The following is a 22,952-nucleotide window of genomic DNA, read 5'->3' as shown; positions in this document are numbered from 1 at the left end:
ATGACCGCATCCGCCACCGCAACCGTTGCCGCCTTTCCGGCCGTCGAGACCGAACGCGCATCGCGCGATTCGCGCCCCTTGCGGCTGATCACCTGCGGCAGCGTCGACGACGGCAAGTCGACCCTGATCGGCCGCCTGCTCTGGGACACCAAGGCCGTCAAGGAAGACCAGGCCGCGACGCTTCAGCGCGATTCCTCCGGCAAGCAGAACGACCTCGGCCTGCCCGATTTCGCGCTGCTTCTCGACGGCCTGCAGGCCGAGCGCGAGCAGGGCATCACCATCGACGTCGCCTATCGCTACTTCTCGACCGACCGTCGCTCGTTCATCGTCGCCGACACGCCCGGCCACGAGCAGTATACCCGCAACATGGCGACCGGTGCGTCTACCGCCGACCTCGCCGTGCTTTTGGTCGATGCCCGCACCGGGATCCTCGAGCAGACGCGGCGGCACGCCACGATCGCGACGCTCATGGGCATCCGCCAGTTCGTGCTGGCCGTCAACAAGATCGACCTGACGGGCTACGACCGCGCCCGCTTCGAGGAGATCAGCCACGAGTTCAAGGAACTGGCGCTGTCGCTCGGCGTCAAGCAGATCACCGCGATCCCGGTCTCCGCACTGAAGGGCGAGAATGTCGTCTATGACGGCCGCGCCTCGATGCCGTGGTACGAGGGCCCGACGCTGGTGGAAACGCTGGAGAAGGCAACCGTCCGCTCCAATCAGACGGTCGGCTTCCGGCTGCCGGTGCAGCGCGTCTCCCGTCCCGGCGAGAGCTTCCGCGGCTACCAGGGCACGGTCGCCGGCGGCGCTGTGAAGCCCGGCGACAGCGTCGTCGTGCTGCCGTCCGGCATGGTCGCCAACGTCAAGCAGATCGTCACCTTCGATCTCGTGCGCAACGCCGCCGTCGCCGGCGATGCCATTACGCTGGTGCTCGACCGGCAGGTGGACGTTTCGCGCGGCGACATGATCGTCTCGATCGACAGCCAGCCGATGACCGGCCGCAAGTTCGACGCCCAGATCGTGGCGATGCAGCCTGAGGGCATCGAGCCGGGCAAGCGCTACTGGCTGAAAAGCGGCAGCCGCCGCCAGCGCGTCACCGTCGCGCCGGCAAGCCAGCTCGATCTGAAGAGCGGCAAGTGGAACGCGGCCGAAGCCCTGCCGATGAACGCGATCGGCAAGGTGGCGCTGACCTTCGACGAGCAGGCGATCTTCGACACCTACGAGCAGAACCGCACCACCGGTGCCTTCATCCTGATCGACCCGGATACGCACAACACGATCGCCGGCGGCATGATCACCGGCCGGCACTCCGAACTGGGCGGCATTCACAAGGGCGATGAGCGGGTGATCCTGTCGCTGCCCGCCGATCTCGCCGACAAGCTGATGGCGACCGAGATCTTTGCCAGCCGCCGTCACGACGCCGAGGTGCGCCACACCAACGCCGGCCGCGCGGCGGAACTTCTGGCCGACCTCGACGAGTGATCTCGGACCAGTCCAGTCGACAGACAAAAGGGGCCCTCGCGGCCCCTTTGCATTTCCGCCCACCTGCGGCGGGCGCGCTCCCCCGTGACATCCGGATCGAAGAAATAGGCGGGCATTTCGTGCAGAGGACCGGCCACAAGCGCTTCGCGATCTTTCCGATTGGCCCCTGACGCATTAGGTCTGCGATTCTACGCATGTCGTTACCGCCAGACCGCCGCGCGGTTCTGCGCGACATGCTCCGGCATTCAAGGCGAGGAAACAGGTGGCAGCATGAGTGAGGACAAACCGGACATCGCCACCCTTCTGAAGGCGATGGCCGAAAGCCCGCGGCGCGACAACAGCACCTATCACAAGGCGATTGCCGAAGCGCGGCAAGCCTTCGAGGACGCCGAAGCGGCCCTGGGCGGGCCGCTGCAGGTGAAGACAAAGACGAAGTTGACCCGCAAGGGCCGCTACGTGGTGAAGTGGACCTTCAGCCGCGCGGACTGAGCGCGCACGCGCCGTTGCGGCTTGCACCGGCAAGGACAGAATTGCCGGAGCAGGCCTCGCCCCGCGAGCACCGTGCTTATGCGGCCGACGTGGCCGCGCGCGCCAGCCCGTGCGCCACCAGCCGGTCTATCAGTTCGGCATAGCCGACCCCGCTTGCTTCCATCGCCTTGGGATACATGCTGATATTGGTGAAGCCGGGGATGGTGTTCACCTCGTTGACGAGGAAGCCGCCGTCCGCCTTGACGAAGAAATCCACGCGCGCCATGCCATCGCAACCGACCGCGCGGAAGGCCCTTGCCGCCATCTCGCGCAGCGCCTTTTCGATGTCGCCGGGCAAATCGGCCGGAACGTTCAGCGCGGCACCGTCCGCGTCGATGTATTTCGCGTCATAGGTATAGAAGCCGTGGCTTGCCGCGGGCACGATCTCGCCGGGGCGGGAGACGAACAGACCGCCCCGCTCGTCCTCCAGAACGCTGCATTCAATCTCCCGGCCGCGGATGAACTCCTCCACCAGCAACTTTGGATCGTGCCGGAAGCCCTCGGCGAGGGCTGTCTCATATTGGGCTTCGCTTTCGACCTTGCTGACGCCGACGGACGACCCCTGCCGGGCGGGCTTGACGAAGATCGGAAGGCCGAGCGTTCGCTGGAGCTCCGCGAAGGTCGGGGTCTGCCCCTGAAAGATCGTGACGGAACGTGCGGCAGGCACGCCCGCCTCGTTCATCAGCCGTTTGGCGATGTCCTTGTCGAGCGCCACAGCAGAACCGAGGATACCGCAACCGACCAGCGGAACGCGCGCCACCTCCGCCAGCCCCTGCACCGAGCCGTCCTCGCCGTAAAGGCCGTGCAGGACGGGAAACAGGATATCGGCCTTCGGCAGTTCCGTGGCAGGCCCGGCGGCGGGTATCGCCAGCATCCGCCCTCGCCCGCCGGGCAGCAGGCAGACCTCGGTGCCGCCGGCAGGCTTTACCAGTTCGCCGTTCGCAAAGCTGCTGAGCAACCATTGCCCGTCGCGGGTGACGAACACCGGCACCGCGTCGTACCGCGCCGGATCCAGCGCACGCATGACATTGGTGGCGGAAAGCACCGACACGTCATGTTCCGACGAGCGCCCGCCGAAGAGCACCACGATGCGCAGTCTGGTTGTCGTTCCGGTCATTCTTGTCCCCCCATGGGTTAAAATCGGTCTCCGCCGCCAGGACGCCGGCGCGATCGGATCCGGTCAGTCTGCCGCTTCGTTTGCGTGTATACGAAAAGCACCCGATGTCTCCAAGCCGATCCGCTCCGGCATCGGATCGATTTGGGGCGAAATTATGCAGCATCCTGAAAGCGTTAAGGCTATCGCCCGAAAATATCGGGTCGGCGCTGCAGTCTGTCGCCAAAGGAGCGAAAGGGCTTTCACGTCCCCATCTCGAAAAAGAGCCACAAGCGCAGGCAATCTATATTTGCATATGCTAATATTCACGCACAGTATCGCTGACACGGACGAACTTTTCGGGGGGACTGGCTTTGAGGGCACCCTTCGCGCACCTGCCTGCGCTGGGCTGCGCGCTGCTCCTGTCGGCAGCCGCGCCAATTTCCCGCGCCGGGTCTTGCATCGATCTCGCTCTGGTGCTCGCCGTTGACGGATCGGGGAGCATCTCGGATGCAGAGTTCGCCTTCCAGCAAGGCGCGATCTCGGCCGCACTCCGCGCGCCGGACGTCCGGCGGGCAATGCAGGAAGCCGGCGTCGTGGCGATTGGCGCAGTTTTCTGGGGCGACGGCGAATTTCCGGTTCAGGTATTGGGCTGGGATGTGGTGGTGCGCGGGAATGGCGCGGAAGCGCTGGCGAGCCGGATCGAGAACACGCCGCGGCTGGTGTTCGGCAATACCGATATCGGCAATGGACTATGGTCAGCGCTCGACATGCTGTCCGCACCCAACATGTGCGCGGTCCGCAGAGTGGTCAACGTCTCGGGCGACGGCATGGAGTCGATCACCCGGAAAAGACGACGGGTCGCTTCCCTTCCAGCTGCACGCGAGCGGGCAAGAACAATGGGTGTCACTGTCAACGCGCTAACCGTCTCTGACGACGTGCCGGACCTTGCGTCCTACTATGCCGCGTCCGTCATTGCCGGCAGGGGAGCGTTCGTCATGGATGTCCGCAGCAACGGCGATTTCGCCGCTGCCATCAAGCGAAAGCTCATCCGGGAGGTATCGCCACAGTCCGTTGCCTCGCTAGGGCATGGCGGCCGGTAGCGACTGAGGCCCCGCCGCGGTGTTCCGCCGTTAAGGCGCATGCCGACCGAAAATGAGTGCGGGGGCATGCGCATATCGGCCTGCCTCTATCAGAAATAGAAGTACCAGAGCAGGAGAACGATAAAAAGCGGAACGCCCATCAGCCACAGGATCAGTGCACGGACCATCATTTCCTCCATCTGCAAAAATGCCGTTGCTTGGAGAATGTCCGGCCAGCGCCTTTGTTCCGTCCCGCGACCCCGCTTCAACGAGAAAGCCCCGCGACATGGTCGCGGGGCTATTCCGATCTGCGGCCGCGGCCGGGCGCGGACTACCGCTCCCGGAAGGCCTTGGCGAAATAGTCGCCGAGCGGCTTGATCAGATACTCCAGCGGCGAGCGCTCGGAGGTCTGGATGAAGGTCTCCACCGGCATGCCGGGGATGACGTGGTTGTCGCCAAGCTTCAGCATCTCGCCAGAATCGGGCTTGATTTCAGCCTGATAGTAGGTCGCGCCGGTCCGCTGGTCCTGCAGGACGTCTGCGGCAACCTTGGTGACATGGCCAAAGATTTCCGGCGTCGAGCGGTGGTCAAAGGCACCGAAGCGGATATGGGCCACCTGGCCGACATGGACCTGGTCGATCTGCGTCGGCGAGATCTGCGTCTTGATGACGAGGTCGTTTTCCTGCGGAATGATGTAGAGCAGCGGATCGGCCGGCTTGATGACCGACTTCAGCGCATGCACCTGCATGCCGAGGATGACGCCCGGAACCGGCGCGGTGATGTCCATGCGGCTCAGCGTTTCCAGCTTGGCGGTGCGGTTTTCCTTGAGCTCGGCGATCTTCGCCTCGATCTCGCGCAACGAGGTGGTCGCCTCCTCGCGCATGTCGGAATCGATGTTGAGGATGGCGAGCTCGATTTCGGCGACCTTGCCGGCGTTTTCCGCGATGCTGGACTTCGCCTGGCTGATCGTGCCGGCGATATCGGCTTCCTCGCGCTGCAGCTGCAGCACGCGGCTGGCATTGGTCAGCGACTTCTGGAGGAGCTTGTTCTGGGCTTCGAGTTCCTGCTCGATCAGTTTCAGCTGCGTCTCCAGAGCGGCGATGCGGCTGTCCAGGCCTTCGTTCTGCTTGGCGATCTGCTTCTTCTTCTCGCCGAGCTGGCCGATCTTCTTCTCGCGGGTTTCCCGGCGCGCTTCCATCAGGCGCGTCTGCCCCTCGACGATCTCCTGGACCTCGGGGTCGGTCTTCGCCCGTTCGATCAGTTCGGGATCGAAGCGGATTTCCGTCTTCTCGTCCTGCTCGGCCATCAGGCGCGCGGCCGTGCCCATGAGGCTGAACAGCTGGCTTTCGATGACGGCGAGTTCCGACCGGTCGAACGTGTCGTCGAGGCGCATCAGCACGTCGCCGGCATTGACCTTGTCGCCTTCCTGCACGTTGATCTTGCCGACGACGCCGCCGGTCAGGTGCTGCACGACCTGGCGGTTGCTCGCCACTTCGATGATGCCGCTGGCGACGACCGCGCCGTTGATCCGGGTCAGGGCCGCCCACGCCCCCATGCCGCCCAGCAGCAGGAAGACCGTGGAATAGCCTATGAGAGCATAGCTCCGACCGCTCCATTTCTTGTTCATGGTGTCGAGTTCCTGTTCTGTGTCGCGCCTTGAAGCGTCTTACTTGTTGCTGCCGCCGGTGCCGGTGCCCTGAACGACCTGGGCATGATTGCGAAGATGCGCGCGCAGGACTTCATCGCGCGGGCCGAATGCCAGGCGCTGGCCGTTTTCGAGGATCAGGATCAGATCGCATTCCTCAATCGCGGCCGGACGATGCGCCATGATGACGACGGACTTGCCTTCCGCCTTCAGGTTGCGGATGGCGAGGTTGACCGCCAGCGAGCCTTCGGCGTCGAGGTTGGAGTTCGGCTCGTCCAGAACCACCAGAACCGGATCGCCATAGAGGGCGCGCGCAAGGCCGATGCGCTGCTTCTGGCCGCCTGAGAGGCGGGCTCCGGTTGCCGGCAGGCGCGTGTCGTAGCCATCCGGGAGGCGGAGGATCATGTCGTGCGCGCCGGCCTTCTTGGCCGCGGCCACCACCTTTTCGGCGTCCGGGTTGATCTCCATGCGGGCAATGTTCTCGGCAACCGTGCCTTCGAACAGGACGACGTCCTGCGGCAGGTAGCCGACATGCTCGGCAAGGCCGTCATAGCCATACTGTTCGAGCGAGGCGCCGTCGAGACGGGCATTGCCGCCGGCCGGCGGCCAGATGCCCGTCAGGATGCGGGCGAGCGTCGACTTGCCCGACGCGCTCTGGCCGATGACGCCGAGCGCTTGCCCCGGGCCGAGCTCAAGGCTGAGCATGCGCAGCGTCGCGACCTTTTCGCCCGGCGGGATCGCCGTCACCTGATTGACCTCAAGGATCGCGCGCGGCTTGGGCAGCGCGGTGCGGCCTTCTTCTTCCGGCACCTTGGCCAGGAGATCGGAGAGCTGCCTCCAGCCCTGGAAGGCGCGCTGGACCAGCGCCCACTGGCCGATGGCGCCTTCGATCGGGGCGAGCGCACGGCCGATGATGATCGAGCTTGCGATCATCGCGCCGGCGGTGATCTGGTTCTGCAGCACGAGATAGGCGCCGAGCGCCAGGATCGCCGACTGCAGGAAGACGCGGAACGTCTTGGAGGAAATGGCGTAGAAGCCGTTGCTGTCGCTGTAGCGGATATTGGCCTCGAGCGCGCGATCGCGGAGCATCTGCCAGCGGTGGCCGACGGAGCGGCGCATGCCGAGCGCGCGGACCGTATCGCTCTCCTTCTGCAGCGTCTGGGTCATCTCGTCGCTCTGGCGGCCCGACACCATGGCGCGCTCCTGGTCGCCCTTGGTGCCATTCTGGTTTAGCCAGGTCAGCGTGATGAGGATCACTCCGCCGGCAACGCCGAGCAGGCCCATCCACGGATGGAACATGAAGATCACGAACAGGAAGAACGGCGTCCAGGGGATGTCGAACACGGTGAAGACGGCGGGCGAGGACAGCACCTTCTGGATCGCGTCGAGGTCGCGCATGCCCGTCAGCGTCGAAATCCCGCGCGAATGCAGGGTCGTGCGATCGAGCACGGCGTTGAACACGCGCTTGTCGAAGCGCGCCTGGAACTTCGCTCCGACGCGGGCGGCCAGGCGGCTGCGGATATGGTCGAGCACGCCCATGATGGCGAACAGGCCGACGATAAGGCCGGTGAGCGCCACCAGCGTCGCCTCCGAGCGCGAGGCCAGCACCCGGTCGTAGATCTGGAGCATGAACAACGGCCCGGTCAGGACCAGCAGGTTGACGAAGAAGCTGAAGAGCCCCATCGCCCAGAAGGCTTGCTTGCTATCCTTCAGCGCGGCGCGCAACTCGTCCGCACCGCCATTGCCAGCAGAAATTGCCACGGTCTGTCCTCTTCACCGATTTTCGGTTTCGTAACAAATACGAAAAACCCGCCACAAGGTCCGCACTTTTAGCGCGCGGACGCGGCAGGCATGTCGCCTCAAAGTTAAAGACGATATACGACCCGTTCTATTCGCAAATCAATAGTACAAAATGGCAGCAAATGGACATTTTAGCGACATCTAAAGCAAAATTCTACCATGTCGTTCAATCCGGGGCGACTAAACCTGCTGCCCCCGCCGCTCCCCGTCTTCCCCGGCAGTTGCGTTCGCCTCGTCCGGTTTCGGTTCGCGCTCGGCCCTGCCCTCCCCGGCAGAGAGGCGCCCGAGCAGGTTGAGGACGATGAGGCATGCCATTGCAGAAAACGCAGCGATGGCCCAGTAGCCGAGCCCCACCGACAGGCCCACCGCGCCGGAGAGCCACATGCTCGCCCCGGTGGTGAGGTTGCGGACCTTGCCGCCCGAGAAGATGATCATTCCGGCCGCCAGGAAGGCAACGCCGGATGTGACCGCCTCCACCACGCGCAGCGGATCGATGCGCACCTCCGACTGCCCCAGATGAGGAAGATGAACCATCTCGATGGAAATGACGGCAAAGACCGCAGCAGCCAGGCTGACGAGGATATGCGTCCGCAGGCCGGCGGGATGATTGCGGTATTCCCGTTCGAACCCGATCAAAGCCCCCAGAACAGCCGCGCCGAGAAGCCTGGCGAGGATAACTGCCAGCGGAAGCTCGGTCGGCATGAAGATATCGTGGAGGACCTGTTGCATAGAGCAAGGAACGCGCCGCCGCCGGCGAAGTTCCGTCCACTGCGCGCGGCCACGCCAGCGCCATCCTGTGGACGATTGCCGGCGTTGCATTTTTTTGCTTTTTTCCGCTTGTGGAAAGGAAATGCCTGTTCTATACGGACGCCGCTGGTCACGGAGTGTAGCGCAGCCTGGTAGCGCACCTCGTTCGGGACGAGGGGGTCGAGTGTTCGAATCACTCCACTCCGACCAGATTTTTGCTTTCCCGAAGCAGGCACAGCCAACCGTACCTTCCCGCTATTAAGTATCAACATGCTCGCTCTCGGCGCCGCAAATGCGCAATTGCCATGCGTCGCCTCATGGCTATGCGCCGGCATATAACGCCAGCCATTGAAACTTCTCCGCCTCGATCGGTTTTGTTGCTTGACACCCTAAACCCTGCATTGCAATTGTTCTTCGGGCTGCACTTAAGCAGCTTTTCACTTTAGGGGCAGGGTGAGCATGTCTATTACTGCAAAAAGTTTTGATGAACTTGAAGCATCTGGATTTGGTTCGTCATATGACGCAATAGCTGAGTCCCTTGTCGCCACGATGTTTGGCGGATCAAGCGGAATATCGAATGTTGTCTTTGCAGGTTCGGGCGGCGCTGCGTTCTCCGTCGAGAATTTCTCGGTCAACGGCGCGTTTTCCAGTAAAGGCGGAATCCTGATTTCATCCGGCGGACTGCCCGGAGATTCCAATACTAGCGGCAGCCATACCGTGGCCAACGGCACGGATGGCGACGCGGACCTCACCGCGGTTGCGAAAGATGCCTTTCCCAATGCAGGATCAACGCGCGACGCCGTTACGCTTTCCTTCGACTACACCAACAACAACCCGACCATCGACACGCTGCAATTCTCGTTTGTGTTCGGATCGGACGAATTCCCGGAGTGGTCGGATTCGTCATACGTCGACGTGGCGGCCGTCTTCGTCAACGGCAACAACGAAGCACTGTTCAACAATGCCGCCGACCAGCCGCTGAGCGTTACGGGCAAGAACCTCGACCTCGGCAACTTCATCGACAATACAGCCGGCGGCTATGACATCCAATGGGACGGGTTCAGCAAGGTCCTGACCGTGCGGGCCGCGATCAAGCAGGGCGTCAATAATATCAAGATCGGAATCGCCGACACCGGCGACAGCAACTATGACTCCGGCCTCTACATCACCGGCGTCAAGCTCAGCGGTGACGGGGGAACGGGCGGCGGCACGCTTGTCGTCGTCGATGCACCCGACGGTGGCGGCACCGTTGAAGGCACGATTGCGCCGGAAGAGATCAATCTCGGTGCCGGAAAGTTCAACGTCAACGGATCGGCAGCCAATCTGAACGGCGACGTCGTGACCGGCTTCAACAAGGGCGACACGCTTGTCCTGCAGGATGTGAAGCTGTCGAAGAAGGACATCAAGGTCTCCTACGGCTCCCTCATCCTGGACATCGACACCAACGCCGATGGCAAATCGGATACCAAGATCACCTTGGCGGGAGACTTCAAAGGCAAGAATGTCGACGTCAGCACTTCCGGCAAGAACAGCACGATCGTGGTTGTCGACGCAGCCACCAACGGCAATGACAAGCTGGACGGCACGGCCGGCAAAGATACGCTGAAGGGCCTCGGCGGCAACGACGTCATCAAGGGGCTGGGCGGTAGCGACAAGCTGTATGGCGGCAGCGGCAAGGACAAGCTCTACGGCAATGCCGGCAACGACACGCTCTACGGTGGCAGCGGCGACGACAGGCTTTACGGCGGCAGCGGCGACGACAAGCTCTACGGCGGCAGCGGCAACGACCGGTTTGAAGGCGGCGGCGGCAAGGACCTCCTCAGCGGCGGCACCGGCAAGGACAAACTCTACGGCGGCGGCGGCAACGACACACTCTATGGCGGCAAGGGGGCCGATGCGCTCTATGGCGGCAAGGGCAAGGACGTGTTCGTGTTCAAGGCGCTGTCGGACTCCACGGTGAAGAGTTCCGGCCGCGACAAGATTGTCGACTTCTCCGGCGAAGATCGCATCAACCTCAAGGCAATCGACGCAGACAAGAAAGTCTCAGGCAACCAGTCGTTCGACTTTATCGGCAACGAGAAGTTCCACGGCGAGGCCGGCGAGCTGCGCTATGGGAAAAAGGGCGGCGACACCTTCGTCTACGCAGACGTCAACGGCGACAAGAAGGCCGATTTTGCCTTGCAGATCGACAAACTTGTCGACCTGGACAAGGGAGATTTCCTGCTCTGAGCAGGGCTCTGCAGCCTGAAACGAGACATAGGGGGGGGGGCAACGCCTCCCCTTTTCGTTGCCAAACGCCACGCCGAGAGGGCGAAGCCGTTCGGGGACGGTGCCCCCTGCCTGCGCCTATGGCCCCTTTCCCGGCTGTATCTTCGGTGACATCTCACCCGATCCGTGCCGTGCAATTTGTTCCCGTACATCGACGCAACCTGCATCAAGGGGACAAGAACGTGAAGTTTGTGAAGTTCGTACGCGCCAAGGACGGCGCCGATGCCTATATCAATCCTGAAAAAGTCGCGATGGTGACAGTCGTCAACGGCGTGACAATGATACGCACCACCGCTGGCGGCGAGTATGCCAGCGTGGCCGTCCAGGGCGACGTCGCAGTCGTGGCCATGCACCTGCAGATGGCCAATTCGCGCGAACGGGCACTCGACAAACTCGCGCAATAGAGATCCCGGCGCAGTGCCGCGCTCATTGACTGTTGGCCAATGAGGACTTTCCACATGCTGCGCGCGAAGATGGCGGTGCGCCGCCCGGCTCTCCGGTGCAGCGGCAAGCGATCGGGCTTGAGGCGCGGAACTGCAGATATGCCCGGGATTGCGGAGGCTGAAGGTGGACGCTCGCCTGCCCTGACGGAGCGCGCGCCCACCGAAGAATTGTTGCAGCGGCTACTGCTGTGCCAGCTTCTGCAGATCCTGGCGGGTGATTACGGTCGTTTTTCCATCCTCGCCGGACGTCCGGCGAAACCGGAAATCGGCAATCTCCGGCAGGTTGAGCGCCTGCCTGACCGTGATCAGGCCAAGCGGTACGCGTCCGCCGACGACAGCGGCCGACACTTCGATCAGTTGTTGCAAGTTTCTTCCTCCCTGTTGTGCAGGCGGATATGCCCGAGTTTAGGGGCAAATTGATGGCGACGGGCAGACGTCTCGATCACATTGCTGCCCGCCGTGCGACTTTTGGACGGCGCATGCCAGAATGCGCCTACTCGCCAAAATCGGGAACATAGATGCATTGCGTCCGGCCGCGGGGGCTGAAATCGCCGAGCCCCGCGCAGCGGTGGAAGTGCCCGTCCGGCGAGTGCTTCACCGGCCAGCTGTTGTACTTGATGATCTCGCCGGTCGTGCGGATCCGCCAGCCCTTCTTCGTCGCAGTGATCTCACTGTCCGGGACCGGCCTGCAATCGACGCCCGAACAGCACTCGATGTCATAGAAGGAATGAGCGAGCGCGGGCCGCGCGGCCCCTCCCGCAATCGGCGCGGTTCCCGCGATCAAGATGAAGAGCGGAGAACAAAGCCTGGAATTGCCTGCAATACGCATGCGCCGCCCTCCCCATAGACCGATGAACGCATTCACGCATTCACGCATATTAGAATGCGTGCAGAAAAGGGCGAGATCGGGCCGGCTGAGCGATCGGGACGCGAATTATTCGCGCCAGGAACGGCTGCGGCGCGCAGTTCGTCCCAAAAAGGAGGCGCCGGCAGCAACTGCCAGGCGCGCGCCGTCTTTCAGCCGGCTGCCGGGGCGCCTGACGGAATGGCGTCCGCCCCCTTGAGCTTTGCAGCCGCGATAGCATAGCCGCCCGCGGCACCGTCAATGAAATGAACGTGGTCCCGGCTCAGCGGGGTCGGCACGATGCAGGTCATCAGCGCCGAATCCTGACGGTGCAGGCCGTAGCGGCAGACGCCGGCGGCGCGGGCCTCTTCCAGCCGCGCCTCGATTTGCGAAAGCCGCGCCGGCTCGATGTCCAGCGTCATCTTCAGGCCGTCGTCGAACTTGCGGAAGTCGGAGTTGGCAACGATGTCGTTCCTGTAGCGCCGCGGATCGAACCGGCCGAGACTGAGGCCGAACGCGGTGAGCGCATGCATCAGAACGAACTGCAGCACGACGAAGGCCTTGTGCCGGAGACGCTGCCCCCTCGGCACCGCCGCCCGCGCCTCGGTATCGAGCGAGACGGCGTTCAGCCGAAACTGCAGGCCCTCCACCTCGACGGGATGCCCCTCCCCCTTCTGCCGCGAGGCTATCGCCACGACATCGGCTATCAGAGTGCGGAAGTCGTCTTCGCTGGCGCCGGGGACAGGAACCGCGATGATCGAGACGATTTCGCCATGCCGTGCCGCTATCGGGTTCCAGCGGCAGGAAAGACCGGCAAGGTTAGGCCGGGTGCCGGGCGGCGCCAACGGGTTGGTCTCCAGCCCCTCCTTCATCCGCCGCTCCGCCCAGGCGGCCCCGCCACCGGCGAACATGGCGTAGGAAACAAGCTCGTTTACGGCATAGCGGGCGACGAGCACGTCCTGTCCGGCAGCGCGGGCCGCCGATACCGGAACCGCCGCACCGCGCATCTCGAAGCCGAGCTCGTCGCGCGCCCAGCGCTGGACGGCGGACAGCGCCTGCCGCGCGGTTCCGGCCCTGGACGGCGGAACGGCGACGAGGGCGCCGTCGCCGCCAAAGACAAAGGGCAGGTCGTGCCGGCCGATGGCGTTGAGGACACCGGAGATGACGCTGGCGCCGGCCATGTTGACGGCCTTGTATCGACCGGCCTCGATCGCGGCGGTGGAATCGACGATATCGGCGAGCACCAGCACCCAGCCATCGGGAAGCGGATGATAGTTGCGCACATCGGCGACGCCCTCGAAGTCCCCGAAGCCGGAGAGATCGCGAAAGAAGTCGTCGCCGTCGTCGTGGATGCCAGCGTCCTGGATGCCGTCGTCATGGGTCATGGGCCGGAGTGTACCATATACGCGTCGCGTTTTTCGGCTTGCTCGCCCGGAAGATGGCGCGTGCCGAACCGCGACGATCGGATCACGGAGGTGTTCCTGAAACCGCTACTGGTTGAAACCGTTACTGGCAGACGTCGACCCAGGTGCCGCCGACGAGTTCGACCATGCGTTCGGTGGGGATGCGGACGGCAGCGTTGGTGGCGCCGGCGGCCGGCACGATCTCCTCGAACGCCTTGAGCGAGACGTCGCAATAGACGGGGATATCCGAGGGCAGGCCGAAGGGGCACACGCCGCCGACCGGGTGGCTCGTCACCGCCACCACCTGCTCGGCATCGAGCATGCGCGCCTTGCCGCCGAAGCGGTCCTTGAATTTGCGGTTGTCCAGGCGGGCCGTCCCGCTCGCCACGATCAGCATCGGCTCCTCGCCGACGCGCAGGCAGATGGTCTTGGCGATCTGCTCGGGCGCCACGCCGTGGGCGGCGGCGGCAAGCGTGACGGTGGCCGAGCTTTCCTCGGTCTGAAGGATTTCGATGTCGGGCGCGTGGGCCGCAAAGAAGGTACGGACGGATTCGAGGGTCATGGCCGGTATCGTTACCGACCGCTTCGGGCTTAGGCAAGCAAGCGCCCGCCTGTGGCCGGCCCTCCAGCGCCCATGAACGCGGCGGTTGCGTCAAAGTGTTGCAAATCGGCCAAACCGGCAGACGCGATTCGCCTAACAACTGCCGCCAGCCGAAGAAGCGATTCCCCTCGCCGCAGCCCTACGCTAGAGCACGAAGCCGGTTCGCCCGCACAACGCCCAAGGATTTGGTCATGAACTTCCGCTTCGCCCTTTTGGCAGGCCTCGCGCTTGCCGTCACCGGATGCACCTCCGTCGCCCCCACCGTGGCGACCTCCCCGCTGGAAAACCGCTGGATCGGCCGCACCGCCGGCGAGTTCTTCGCAGCCTACGGCCCACCGGTGAACGACATCGCCGCTTCCGACGGCACCACGCTCTATACCTGGCGCGGCGGCTTCATCAACCGGCGGGCATGCCAGGTGGAACTTGCGGTGAACGCCGACTACAAGATCCGCAAGATCCGCCCGGTCGTCGACCGCAAGGATCCGAATGGCGGCCCCTCGCACTGCGAAAAGGTGCTGGACGCAGCCCCCAAGGCCTGACGAATGCCAGGGCCGGAGCCCCGCTCCGGCCTTTTCTTTTCCCATCCGGCGTTCACGCTCCAGGCGCGCTGTTGCGCCAGAGCCGGTCGCATCAGAGCCAACCAAGCGAGAGCCGGCCGCGCCAGAGCCAGCCAAGCGAGAGCCAGCCAGGAGAGATCGCATGCCCGCCTTCGACCGCCTCTTCGACGACGCCGCCTTCGCCGGCTTCTACGACCTCGACAACGGCTGGGGCGACGATCTCGAATATTGCGCAGGCCTCGCCCGGGACGCGACATCGGTGCTCGATCTCGGTTGCGGCACCGGCGCGCTCGCGACCTCCCTCGGCCCAACCCGCCGGGTGACGGGCGTCGATCCGGCCGCAGCCATGCTGGACATCGCCCGTGCCAGGGCCGGTGCGCAATCGATTCGCTTCATCGAGGGCGACGCGCGCACGATCCGGCTCGGAGAAACCTTCGATCTGGTGGTGATGACCGGCCACGCCTTCCAGGTGTTCCTCACCGAAGACGACCAGCGCGCCGCCCTCCGCACGATCGCAGCGCATCTTGCCCCCGAAGGCCGCTTCGTCTTCGACACGCGCAACCCGGCGGCCCGCGAATGGCTGGAATGGGTGCCTGAAGCCTCGTTGCGCGTCCTCGACGATCCCCGCTTCGGCAAGGTGCGCGCCTGGAACGACGTGACGCACGACGAAAGCACCGGCATCGTCTCCTACGAGACCCACTACCTTGCCGAGGCTGGCGGCGAGCATCTCTCGACCACCTCGAGCATCCTGTTCACCGACAAGGCGAAGATCGAGGCGATGCTTTTGGAATGCGGCCTGCGCGCCGAACGCTTCGCAGGCGACTGGCAGGGCGGCGAATGGACGCCCGACGCCAGCGAGATCATCCCGATCGGCACGCTTGCCGCGGCTACGGTCTGACCACGACGGCGTCTCCGTGACGGATCGCGATCATCTTTCGTTAAAATTTTAGAATATCATTTCATTCTGCAATAAGCGCTTTTCTTAAGCCGCCGGCAACGTCTCAAGCGCGATGATCGGCCAATGCTGGAGGGCGTATGATGCACCCGAAATTTGCCGAGCATAGGCAGGGCGACCGCCGTCGCAACCTGCCGCTTGTATCAGCCATTCCCGGCCTGATGCTGGTCGGGGCGGTTTTCGTCGCTTTCGACACGTTGAGCGACGCAGGACTGGTCGCCGCCTTCCGCGCGGCGGTGCAGAACTGCCAGATCAAGGGCAATGTCGACCTCGTCGACGGCGCACGCACCTACTACCTGCCGGGCGAAGACCGCTACAACGCGATCCGCATCCACCCCGCCGAAGGCGAGCGCTGGTTCTGCAGCGAGGAACAGGCGGTGGCCGCAGGGTGGCGGAAGGCAGGGCGGTAGGGGTTCGCGGGGATTTGCGAGGTCGCGCATGCCCCTCGATTTGCTCGCCTATCGGGCATCGCAGGTCGCATCGTCCCCAGTGCCATCACAGACCATACCCGGTATCTGGGCTGCTGTCGGACGGTTAGTGTCGTCGTCATTGCCATCTGGTATCAACGAGCCACCAGCCTGAAGTCGTTGGAAGTCGCGCTGAAAGTCGTCACGGTTCTTTTGAACTTGCGCATCGTCACGCGCCCTTTCATCTGCATCCTCCTGCGCCCTGATCTGGTCCCGCTGGGCTTGCCTCAAGGCGTCGCGATCCTTGTCAGCGGCACGGGTTGATGCTGCCGTGTCCATGCATCGGGCCATCGCCGATGAACCGGCTTGGAAGCCCATCCCGGCGCAACGTTGTTGATCGGCTGACATGTCCCGTGCGCGCTGCTCATCCGCAGAGACGCAGCCTGAAAGCGACATTACCCAACACGTCAGAACGATGCCCCGAGCCGCCACGCTCCCTCTCATTTCTCCACTGCCCCACATCAGAACCATCTCCCCAACTCCCCACGGTGCGATGCCTCCATCGGCAGTTGTACAGCTTATGAAGCTTTGGAAATCTCAGCAAGAGCGTAGCCCTTCAGCCCTGCCCCCGTGGACGATTGCCACGGGTGAAAGGACGATATCCAGGGCCGTAGGTTCGAGCGTTCATTCGGAACCACATTTGGCACATCCGTGCGCCACGGCGTGCCGGGCGAGACGAGAGGCTAAGCTACGCCAGTCGCCATCAAGGGAAGCTTGTCGATCAATGCCGGTGAAAGCCCACGTGCATCATCCGAAAGGATGTAAACTTAGAACACTCTAACGCGATAGAATTGGTTTAAATATAGAGAACAGAAAAGTGGCTGGGGCGCCAGGATTCGAACCTGGGAATGCCGGTACCAAAAACCGGTGCCTTACCGCTTGGCGACGCCCCACCATGGCGAAGCAGGCGCTGCCTGCCGCCGGACGCCGCCTGACTAGCAAAGCTTGACGCGCGTCACAATCTCTAAGTTCGACCAAGGGGAAGTTTTCTTGTGCGCTGTGGGCGGGCTTCATGCTAGGTCTTGCGGCACCTTTCGAGCGAATTCCGACGACAGACGACAAGAGTGACGATGAGCCAGTTCCGCGCCCGCCCGCCCGCCATTCCCACCACGCTGCTCGATGACGAGGTAGTGCGCATCATCCGCTGGGATTTCGAGCCGGGCGCCGATACCGGCGTGCATACCCATGGCCTCGGCTATGTGGTGGTGCCGATGACGGACTGCCAGTTCCTGATCGAGGAGGAAGGCGGAAGCCGCACGGTGGACATTGCCCGCGGCGCGGCTTACAGGCGCGAGGCGGGAACCACGCACAACGTCGTCAACCGCGGCAGCGAATTCATGTCCTTCGTCGAGATCGAGTACAAGTGAGCACGGACGACGATCGCGAGCCGGATTTCGAACGCGCCTTCGAGCCTACCTACGGCGTCGCCGTGCCGGCGGCAGACGGCGTGCAGCGGATCACGGTCAACAACCCCTCCCCCTTCACCTTCCATGGCACCAACAGCTACATCGTCGGCGGCCGGTCCGTGGCCGTGATCGATCCGGGGCCAGAGGACGAGGCGCATTTCCAGGCGCTTATGGCCGCCCTTGCCGGGCGCGAGGTGTCGCACATCTTCGTCAGCCATACCCATCGCGACCATTCACCGCTTGCCGGGCGCCTGAAGGCGCACACGGGGGCTGTTGTCGTTGCCGAAGGGCCGCACCGGGCGGCGCGGCCGCTGCATGCGGGCGAGGCCAATCCGTTTGCCGAAAGCTCGGACACGGCTTTCGAGCCCGACATCGCCATCGGCGACGGCGATGTGATCGAGGGCGACGGCTGGCGGCTTACGGCGCTGCATACCCCCGGCCATACCGCCAACCATGCGGCCTTCGCGCTGGAGGGGACCGGCATTCTCTTCTCCGCCGACCACGTCATGGCCTGGGCGACCTCGATCGTGGCGCCGCCCGACGGTGCGATGCGCGACTACATGGCCTCGCTTGAAAAGCTGCTTCTGCGCGACGACCGGCTGTACCTGCCCGGCCACGGCGGCCCGGTGATCGAGCCTTCCGCCTTCCTGCGCGGGCTTCGCACGCACCGGCGCATGCGCGAGCGCGCCGTTCTGGCCCGCATCCGGGCCGGCGACCGGCTGATCCCAGACATGGTCAAGGTGATCTACGCCTCCACCGATCCGCGCCTGCATGGGGCAGCGGCCCTTTCCGTGCTGGCGCACCTGGAGGACCTGGTGGAACGCGGAGAGGTGGCAACGGACGGCCCGCCGTCTTTGCACGGGGTATACCAACCCGGATAGACGGGTCTTGCATGCACTTGGCGGCGCGGGCGTGCGATGTCGGGCCACGCCCATCGAGCTGGAAGGCGGGCTTTGCTCAGTCGCCGGCGATGCCAAGGAGCTCCGCATCGAGCGCCTTGAGGTAACGTTCGGCAAAGGCTGCGCCGAGGCCGAGGTCGTGCGGGCCGTAGCGCGAGGCTGCGCGGATGTCGACCAGCGCCGTCTCCTCCTCCTCGCGCAGGCGAATCGACACGTCGAAGCGGAAGCCGAAGACGAAGGTTCGCCACTGGCCCTGCAGCAACACATCGTTCGGCCCGCCGATCGGAGGCAGCAGGCCATTCTCCAGCGGGCGCGCGGAGGGAACGGGCACCACGGCAATGACGCTGCCGCCCGGCTTTTCGGCGTCCGGCTTGACCACGAGGTCCTCGAGGTCGGCGACCACGTTTTCCAGCCCGCTCTCCTCGGTGAAGACGATGCCCTGCTCGGCAGCCACCTTGCGCACGCCCTGCAGGACGCGGTCGAGCGCGCCTTCGTAGCGGCGGCCGGTCAGCCCCGGATAGGCAGCGGCCTGGATCTCGCGGTCCTGCAGCGTTACCGGCGGGCGGGGAAGGAAGTCCTGGTTGGCGATCGGCACCTTCAGCCACGGCGGCGAGGAGAAGGGATCGGTGGTGACGTCATAGATCTTCGGCCGCGTCAGATAGGCCTGTGCGCCGTAGCCGGCGACGCCGAGCGGCAGTGCGGCGAGCAGCAGCGCCGCGAAGGCAGCCTTTCCGCCGCGCGCGCCGACGCGCCACAGGCGGACGAATCCGACCACGGCAAGAATGACGGCGACGAAGGCGAAGGCCGCGCCGATGCCGGAGAGCAGCAGAAAATGCGGCGTCGTCAGCGGGCCGAACCGATGCGACAGCGCAGCTGCGAGAAAGAGCAGCAGCCCGAAGGACGCCAGCCGGCGCGCCCAGTGTGCGGAATGGGAATAGGGCCGCTCATATCGAATGACCATCGCCATCTGGCCGAACCTCGCTGCTCTCCTGCCGGCGCGCAGCCGGTATGCGCGCCGTTTGTACAGAAGACAGGCTCTCCGCCGCAACGTCAATCCGCAAGCGGCGATCGGCCGTGGAGGACGGCGCGCCGGCTGCGAATTGGCTTGCGTGCCGCAAAAATGACACGCTCGTTAACGAACTATCGCATGGGCGGGATATCAAGGAGAGTCACCCCATGATTTCGACATCGACGAGCGTTGCGCATGCACAGCCCCTCGCATTGCTGCCTCCGCCCGTGAGCGAGCCCGCGCTGCCGCTGGAACTGATCGAACTCGAACTTTCGCTGGACGGCTTTGCCAGCGAACCCGACGGCTTCTCCGATGCCGTTCGCCGCGCCGCAAAGACACTCGACGGCGAATACCTGTTCGACCTGCCGGCTTCCGGCCTTGCCAAGGACTGCCAGCGCATCGCCGCCCTGCGCATCCCCGAGGCAGGCGGATCGGGGCTGAAGATCGTGTTCGCCCTGCTCGACGACAGCGGAACCGGCATTCGCGTCGAGGACCCCGGCGAACAGACGAGCGGCCTCAAGAACTTCGCCGATTCCTTCGTCAGCGTGCTGGAACGGATGCAGTAGGCTTCCGGCCACAACTTACCGACGACAAGCTTCCGGGCACTGCCTTGCGGGTATGCCTCGCGCCGCTATATCTTCGTCGAAGCGATTCGAATATCGGTTGCGATGGAGGGTCTCATGCGTGCGCCGTTCCTGTTTGCGTTAGGCGTCGCAGGCGTTCTGCTCGCCGGTTGCCAGACGGTGACGCCGGAGCAGAGGCGCGCCGCCGACGAGCGGCAATGCCTGAGCTACGGCTTCAAGCGCGGCACCAACGCCTTTGCCACCTGCCTGCAGCGTATCGATCTCAATCGCGATGCCGACCGCCGGGCCTTCCTCTATAGCGATGTGGGCTGGTACGGCCCCGGCCCCTACCGCGGCCGCTACGGGCCGGGCTGGTAGGCCCGCTGCCCGGGGCAACAGCATCACAAGGTTACCTTGGATCTCCGGCGCCCTTCGAAGGCCGCCTGCGCGGCTGCAAGACGCGCGATCGGCACGCGGAAGGGCGAGCAGGAGACGTAGTCCAGCCCGGCGTCCTCGCAGAAATGGATCGATGCCGGATCGCCGCCGTGCTCACCGCAGATGCCGAGCTTGAGGTCGTTGCGCGTCCGCCGCCCGCGTTCGGCGGCGATCTGGATCAGTTCACCGACGCCATCGAAGTCGAGCTGGACGAAGGGATCGCGCTCGACGATGCCCTTCTGGATATAGGTCGACAGGAAGGATGAGGCGTCGTCTCGCGAGATTCCGAAGGTCGTCTGGGTCAGGTCGTTGGTGCCGAACGAGAAGAATTCGGCGGATTCGGCAATCACATGCGCCCGAAGCGCCGCACGCGGCAACTCTATCATCGTGCCGACGAGGTAGTCGATCTTCACGCCGGCCTCGGCGATCACCTCTTTCGCCACCGCTTCGATGCGCGCCTTGACGTAGTCCAGCTCGGCCTTGAGGCCGACGAGCGGCACCATGATTTCCGGCACGACGGGGGCACCCGTGTCCTTCGCCGCCTGGCAGGCGGCCTCGAAGATCGCGCGCGCCTGCATCTCGGCGATCTCGGGATAGGAGATGGCCAATCGGCAGCCGCGATGTCCGAGCATCGGGTTGAATTCGTGCAGGGCGTCGACGCGCTGGCGAAGATCCGTCGGGTCGAAGGACAGGCTGGCGGCAACCTCGGCGATCTCCTCGTCGGTCTTCGGCAGAAACTCGTGCAGGGGCGGATCGAGCAGGCGGATGGTGACGGGCAGCCCGTGCATGATCTCGAAAAGCTCGACAAAATCAGAACGCTGCATCGGCAGGAGCTTTGCAAGGGCCGCCCGCCGCCCGGCCTCGTCGCCGGCCAGGATCATCTCGCGCATGACATTGATGCGCCCGTCCTCGAAGAACATGTGTTCGGTGCGGCAGAGGCCAATCCCTTCGGCACCGAAGGACCGCGCGGCACGGGCATCGGCCGGCGTCTCGGCATTGGTGCGCACCTTCATACGCCGCGTCGCATCGGCCCACTCCATGATGCGGCCGAAATCGCCTGAAAGCTCCGGCTGCAGCATCGGGATCGAGCCCTTCAGCACCTGTCCGGACGAGCCGTCGATGGTGATGATATCGCCCTTCTTCAGGGTCACGCCCTGGGCGATCAGCAGTTCGTTGCGAAGATCGACCCGCAAGGTGCCAGCGCCGGAGACGCAAGGGGTGCCCATGCCGCGGGCGACGACCGCGGCGTGGCTCGTCATGCCGCCCCGCGTCGTCAGGATGCCTTCGGCGGCGTGCATGCCGTGAATGTCCTCCGGGCTGGTCTCAACCCGCACAAGGATCGCCTTGCGGCCCTCATCCTCGGCACGAACCGCCTCCTCGGACGTGAACACGATCTCGCCCGTGGCGGCACCCGGCGACGCGGGCAGGCCTGCGCCGATGACGTCGCGACGGGCGCGCGGATCGATCGTCGGATGGAGAAGCTGGTCCAGCGAGGCCGGGTCGATCCGGGCGACGGCTTCTTCGCGGCTGATCAGCCCCTCGTCGGCCATTTCGACGGCGATCTTCAGCGCGGCCTTTGCCGTACGTTTGCCCGAGCGGGTCTGCAGCATCCAAAGCTTGCCGCGCTCGATGGTGAATTCGAGGTCCTGCATGTCGCGATAGTGCGTCTCGAGCCGGTCGCAGATGCTCCTGAATTCCGAAAAGGCTTCGGGCATCAGCTTTTCCAGCGACGGCCGGTCGGAGCCGGAGCCGATGCGGGCGGCCTCGGTGATGTTCTGCGGCGTGCGGATGCCGGCGACGACATCCTCGCCCTGGGCGTTGACGAGAAACTCGCCGTAGAGCGCGTTCTCGCCGGTCGAGGGATTGCGGGTGAAGGCAACGCCGGTGGCAGACGAATTGCCGAGATTGCCGAACACCATGGCCTGCACGTTGACCGCCGTGCCCCATTCGGCCGGGATGTTGTGCAGATTGCGGTAGGTGATGGCACGGGCGTTCATCCAGCTGGAAAAGACCGCGCCGACGGCGCCCCAGAGCTGGATTTCGGGATCCTGCGGAAAAGTCTCGCCGAGCTCCTGCTCGATCGTCTCCTTGTAGCGCGCGATGACATGCTGCCACTCGACGGCCGAAAGCTCTGTGTCCTGCTCGTGGCCGAGCCGGGACTTCTCGTCCTCCAGGATTTCTTCGAAGACCTCGTGGTCGAGCCCCATGACGACGTCGCCGTACATCTGGATGAAGCGACGATAGCTGTCCCAGGCAAAGCGCGCGTCGCCCGCATCGTGGCCGAGCGCCTGCACGGTCTCGTCGTTGAGGCCGAGGTTCAGGACCGTATCCATCATGCCGGGCATGGAGGCGCGCGCGCCGGAGCGAACGGACAGAAGCAGCGGTCTCTCGTTATGGCCGAAGGTGCGGCCCGTCAGCTTCTCCATGCGGCGCAAACCGGCACGGACCTCCTCCTTCAGGCTCTCCGGGACGGTGTGGCCGTTCTGGTAGTAATGGGTGCAGGCGCTGGTGACGATCGTCAGGCCCGGGGGAACCGGGAGGCCCAGATTGCACATCTCGGCCAGGTTGGCCCCCTTGCCGCCCAAAAGGTCACGGTCGGCCGCACTCCCTTCGGCGCTTCCCCCGCCAAAGGTGTAAACCCACTTCGTCATTGCTGTTCTCCACCCGAAACAGTCCTGTGTGACAGATTTACAGCATATGGCACGGGTTGGGAACGGAACGATAGAAG

At 64.3% G+C, this 22,952-nt stretch carries 23 protein-coding genes and 2 tRNA genes; 13 read left to right on the top strand and 12 right to left on the bottom strand.

Annotation, left to right across the window (positions count from 1 at the left end; genetic code table 11):
* Complete coding sequence (gene cysN, locus CRO48_RS01445) at window positions 1-1,479, top strand: sulfate adenylyltransferase subunit CysN (protein ID WP_097135711.1); 1,479 nt, start codon at window positions 1-3, stop codon at window positions 1,477-1,479.
* 270 nt (window positions 1,480-1,749) lie between these two features.
* Window positions 1,750-1,968, top strand: coding sequence for a hypothetical protein (locus CRO48_RS01440; RefSeq protein ID WP_097135710.1), 219 nt, complete (start codon window positions 1,750-1,752; stop codon window positions 1,966-1,968).
* Window positions 1,969-2,044: 76 nt separating this feature from the next.
* On the opposite strand, the gene CRO48_RS01435 is transcribed toward CRO48_RS01440, so the two are convergent.
* Entirely contained in the window at window positions 2,045-3,124 is a 1,080-nt protein-coding gene (locus tag CRO48_RS01435; protein ID WP_097135708.1) for a D-alanine--D-alanine ligase family protein, read from the bottom strand.
* A gap of 350 nt (window positions 3,125-3,474) precedes the next feature.
* Here CRO48_RS01435 and CRO48_RS01430 point away from each other — a divergent pair, with 350 nt between their 5' ends.
* Window positions 3,475-4,203, top strand: a complete 729-nt coding sequence (locus CRO48_RS01430) for a DUF1194 domain-containing protein (protein ID WP_176526619.1) — start codon at window positions 3,475-3,477, stop codon at window positions 4,201-4,203.
* Between the two features lie 310 nt (window positions 4,204-4,513).
* Here the strand turns inward: CRO48_RS01430 and CRO48_RS01425 are convergent, their stop codons facing one another.
* The 3 genes from CRO48_RS01425 to CRO48_RS01415 all read right to left on the bottom strand — a co-directional run bounded on the left by CRO48_RS01425 (window position 4,514) and on the right by CRO48_RS01415 (window position 8,329).
* Window positions 4,514-5,809, bottom strand: coding sequence for an HlyD family type I secretion periplasmic adaptor subunit (locus CRO48_RS01425; RefSeq protein WP_097135704.1), 1,296 nt, complete (start codon window positions 5,807-5,809; stop codon window positions 4,514-4,516).
* A 39-nt stretch (window positions 5,810-5,848) separates the two neighbouring features.
* Entirely contained in the window at window positions 5,849-7,588 is a 1,740-nt protein-coding gene (locus CRO48_RS01420) for a type I secretion system permease/ATPase (protein ID WP_245423379.1), read from the bottom strand.
* A 219-nt stretch (window positions 7,589-7,807) separates the two neighbouring features.
* The gene (locus CRO48_RS01415; RefSeq protein ID WP_176526618.1) at window positions 7,808-8,329 is read right to left on the bottom strand and encodes an MgtC/SapB family protein; all 522 of its coding nucleotides are present in this window, start codon (window positions 8,327-8,329) and stop codon (window positions 7,808-7,810) included.
* Window positions 8,330-8,507: 178 nt separating this feature from the next.
* Here CRO48_RS01415 and CRO48_RS01410 point away from each other — a divergent pair.
* A tRNA-Pro gene (locus tag CRO48_RS01410) sits at window positions 8,508-8,584 on the top strand.
* A gap of 227 nt (window positions 8,585-8,811) precedes the next feature.
* Here the strand turns inward: CRO48_RS01410 and CRO48_RS32030 are convergent.
* Window positions 8,812-9,009 carry a hypothetical protein gene (locus CRO48_RS32030; protein WP_176526617.1) on the bottom strand — a complete coding sequence of 66 codons (198 nt, stop codon included), beginning with the start codon at window positions 9,007-9,009 and terminating at the stop codon, window positions 8,812-8,814.
* On the opposite strand from CRO48_RS32030, the gene CRO48_RS33225 reads away from it, so the two are divergent.
* On the top strand, window positions 8,924-10,603 hold the full coding sequence (locus CRO48_RS33225) for a choice-of-anchor L domain-containing protein (RefSeq protein WP_097135701.1): 1,680 nt from the start codon (window positions 8,924-8,926) through the stop codon (window positions 10,601-10,603). The genes CRO48_RS32030 and CRO48_RS33225 overlap by 86 nt on opposite strands.
* 221 nt (window positions 10,604-10,824) lie before the next feature.
* Window positions 10,825-11,046, top strand: coding sequence for a hypothetical protein (locus CRO48_RS01400; protein ID WP_097135700.1), 222 nt, complete (start codon window positions 10,825-10,827; stop codon window positions 11,044-11,046).
* Window positions 11,047-11,265: 219 nt separating this feature from the next.
* On the opposite strand, the gene CRO48_RS01395 is transcribed toward CRO48_RS01400, so the two are convergent.
* The 4 genes from CRO48_RS01395 to CRO48_RS01380 form a co-directional block, all read right to left on the bottom strand.
* The gene (locus tag CRO48_RS01395; RefSeq protein ID WP_097135698.1) at window positions 11,266-11,451 is read right to left on the bottom strand and encodes a hypothetical protein; all 186 of its coding nucleotides are present in this window, start codon (window positions 11,449-11,451) and stop codon (window positions 11,266-11,268) included.
* A 127-nt stretch (window positions 11,452-11,578) separates the two neighbouring features.
* Window positions 11,579-11,914, bottom strand: coding sequence for a hypothetical protein (locus CRO48_RS01390; protein ID WP_097135696.1), 336 nt, complete (start codon window positions 11,912-11,914; stop codon window positions 11,579-11,581).
* Window positions 11,915-12,102: 188 nt separating this feature from the next.
* Window positions 12,103-13,314, bottom strand: a complete 1,212-nt coding sequence (locus CRO48_RS01385; protein WP_097135694.1) for a DUF3095 domain-containing protein — start codon at window positions 13,312-13,314, stop codon at window positions 12,103-12,105.
* Window positions 13,315-13,435: 121 nt separating this feature from the next.
* A complete protein-coding gene (locus tag CRO48_RS01380) occupies window positions 13,436-13,894 on the bottom strand; it encodes a YbaK/EbsC family protein (RefSeq protein ID WP_097135692.1) in 459 nt (152 codons plus the stop codon).
* 230 nt (window positions 13,895-14,124) lie between these two features.
* On the opposite strand from CRO48_RS01380, the gene CRO48_RS01375 reads away from it, so the two are divergent.
* The 3 genes from CRO48_RS01375 (at window position 14,125) to CRO48_RS01365 (ending at window position 15,855) form a co-directional block, all read left to right on the top strand.
* Window positions 14,125-14,472 (top strand): hypothetical protein, encoded by a 348-nt coding sequence (locus tag CRO48_RS01375; RefSeq protein ID WP_097135690.1) that lies wholly within the window; start codon window positions 14,125-14,127, stop codon window positions 14,470-14,472.
* A 160-nt stretch (window positions 14,473-14,632) separates the two neighbouring features.
* On the top strand, window positions 14,633-15,388 hold the full coding sequence (locus CRO48_RS01370) for a class I SAM-dependent methyltransferase (RefSeq protein WP_097135688.1): 756 nt from the start codon (window positions 14,633-14,635) through the stop codon (window positions 15,386-15,388).
* Window positions 15,389-15,528: 140 nt separating this feature from the next.
* The gene (locus tag CRO48_RS01365) at window positions 15,529-15,855 is read left to right on the top strand and encodes a sunset domain-containing protein (protein ID WP_176526615.1); all 327 of its coding nucleotides are present in this window, start codon (window positions 15,529-15,531) and stop codon (window positions 15,853-15,855) included.
* Between the two features lie 875 nt (window positions 15,856-16,730).
* Here CRO48_RS01365 and CRO48_RS01355 read toward each other — a convergent pair.
* Window positions 16,731-16,805: transfer RNA gene (locus CRO48_RS01355), tRNA-Gln, on the bottom strand.
* 177 nt (window positions 16,806-16,982) lie between these two features.
* Between CRO48_RS01355 and CRO48_RS01350 the strand changes: the two genes are divergently transcribed.
* Window positions 16,983-17,279: a cupin domain-containing protein gene (locus CRO48_RS01350; RefSeq protein WP_097135682.1), complete on the top strand. Its 297-nt coding sequence runs from the start codon at window positions 16,983-16,985 to the stop codon at window positions 17,277-17,279.
* Window positions 17,276-18,199 (top strand): MBL fold metallo-hydrolase, encoded by a 924-nt coding sequence (locus CRO48_RS01345; RefSeq protein ID WP_097135680.1) that lies wholly within the window; start codon window positions 17,276-17,278, stop codon window positions 18,197-18,199. The genes CRO48_RS01350 and CRO48_RS01345 overlap by 4 nt, the downstream gene beginning before the upstream one ends.
* A gap of 76 nt (window positions 18,200-18,275) precedes the next feature.
* Here CRO48_RS01345 and CRO48_RS01340 read toward each other — a convergent pair whose 3' ends face one another.
* The gene (locus tag CRO48_RS01340; RefSeq protein ID WP_097136059.1) at window positions 18,276-19,178 is read right to left on the bottom strand and encodes a DUF1499 domain-containing protein; all 903 of its coding nucleotides are present in this window, start codon (window positions 19,176-19,178) and stop codon (window positions 18,276-18,278) included.
* A 215-nt stretch (window positions 19,179-19,393) separates the two neighbouring features.
* Here CRO48_RS01340 and CRO48_RS01335 point away from each other — a divergent pair, with 215 nt between their 5' ends.
* On the top strand, window positions 19,394-19,792 hold the full coding sequence (locus CRO48_RS01335; RefSeq protein ID WP_245423378.1) for a hypothetical protein: 399 nt from the start codon (window positions 19,394-19,396) through the stop codon (window positions 19,790-19,792).
* Between the two features lie 114 nt (window positions 19,793-19,906).
* On the top strand, window positions 19,907-20,167 hold the full coding sequence (locus tag CRO48_RS01330; protein ID WP_097135678.1) for a hypothetical protein: 261 nt from the start codon (window positions 19,907-19,909) through the stop codon (window positions 20,165-20,167).
* Window positions 20,168-20,190: 23 nt separating this feature from the next.
* Here the strand turns inward: CRO48_RS01330 and ppdK are convergent, their stop codons facing one another.
* A complete protein-coding gene (gene ppdK, locus CRO48_RS01325) occupies window positions 20,191-22,875 on the bottom strand; it encodes a pyruvate, phosphate dikinase (protein WP_097135676.1) in 2,685 nt (894 codons plus the stop codon).
* Between the last annotated feature and the right edge of the window lie 77 nt (window positions 22,876-22,952).

The sequence above is a fragment of the Rhizobium subbaraonis genome (genome assembly GCF_900220975.1).
In the GTDB taxonomy this organism is placed as follows: domain Bacteria; phylum Pseudomonadota; class Alphaproteobacteria; order Rhizobiales; family Rhizobiaceae; genus Mycoplana; species Mycoplana subbaraonis.
This window is presented reverse-complemented; position numbering and strand designations above follow the sequence as displayed.

Excerpts from the sequence above, each read along its gene's own strand:
- cysN (WP_097135711.1), top strand. The coding sequence starts at position 1 with ATGACCGCATCCGCCACCGCAACCGTTGCCGCCTTTCCGGCCGTCGAG.
- CRO48_RS01440 (WP_097135710.1), top strand. The coding sequence starts at position 1,750 with ATGAGTGAGGACAAACCGGACATCGCCACCCTTCTGAAGGCGATGGCC.
- CRO48_RS01435 (WP_097135708.1), bottom strand. The coding sequence starts at position 3,124 with ATGACCGGAACGACAACCAGACTGCGCATCGTGGTGCTCTTCGGCGGG.
- CRO48_RS01425 (WP_097135704.1), bottom strand. The coding sequence starts at position 5,809 with ATGAACAAGAAATGGAGCGGTCGGAGCTATGCTCTCATAGGCTATTCC.
- CRO48_RS01415 (WP_176526618.1), bottom strand. The coding sequence starts at position 8,329 with ATGCCGACCGAGCTTCCGCTGGCAGTTATCCTCGCCAGGCTTCTCGGC.
- CRO48_RS33225 (WP_097135701.1), top strand. The coding sequence starts at position 8,924 with ATGTTTGGCGGATCAAGCGGAATATCGAATGTTGTCTTTGCAGGTTCG.
- CRO48_RS01390 (WP_097135696.1), bottom strand. The coding sequence starts at position 11,914 with ATGCGTATTGCAGGCAATTCCAGGCTTTGTTCTCCGCTCTTCATCTTG.
- CRO48_RS01385 (WP_097135694.1), bottom strand. The coding sequence starts at position 13,314 with ATGACCCATGACGACGGCATCCAGGACGCTGGCATCCACGACGACGGC.
- CRO48_RS01380 (WP_097135692.1), bottom strand. The coding sequence starts at position 13,894 with ATGACCCTCGAATCCGTCCGTACCTTCTTTGCGGCCCACGCGCCCGAC.
- CRO48_RS01375 (WP_097135690.1), top strand. The coding sequence starts at position 14,125 with ATGAACTTCCGCTTCGCCCTTTTGGCAGGCCTCGCGCTTGCCGTCACC.
- CRO48_RS01370 (WP_097135688.1), top strand. The coding sequence starts at position 14,633 with ATGCCCGCCTTCGACCGCCTCTTCGACGACGCCGCCTTCGCCGGCTTC.
- CRO48_RS01365 (WP_176526615.1), top strand. The coding sequence starts at position 15,529 with ATGCACCCGAAATTTGCCGAGCATAGGCAGGGCGACCGCCGTCGCAAC.
- CRO48_RS01350 (WP_097135682.1), top strand. The coding sequence starts at position 16,983 with ATGAGCCAGTTCCGCGCCCGCCCGCCCGCCATTCCCACCACGCTGCTC.
- CRO48_RS01340 (WP_097136059.1), bottom strand. The coding sequence starts at position 19,178 with ATGGTCATTCGATATGAGCGGCCCTATTCCCATTCCGCACACTGGGCG.
- CRO48_RS01335 (WP_245423378.1), top strand. The coding sequence starts at position 19,394 with ATGATTTCGACATCGACGAGCGTTGCGCATGCACAGCCCCTCGCATTG.
- CRO48_RS01330 (WP_097135678.1), top strand. The coding sequence starts at position 19,907 with ATGCGTGCGCCGTTCCTGTTTGCGTTAGGCGTCGCAGGCGTTCTGCTC.
- ppdK (WP_097135676.1), bottom strand. The coding sequence starts at position 22,875 with ATGACGAAGTGGGTTTACACCTTTGGCGGGGGAAGCGCCGAAGGGAGT.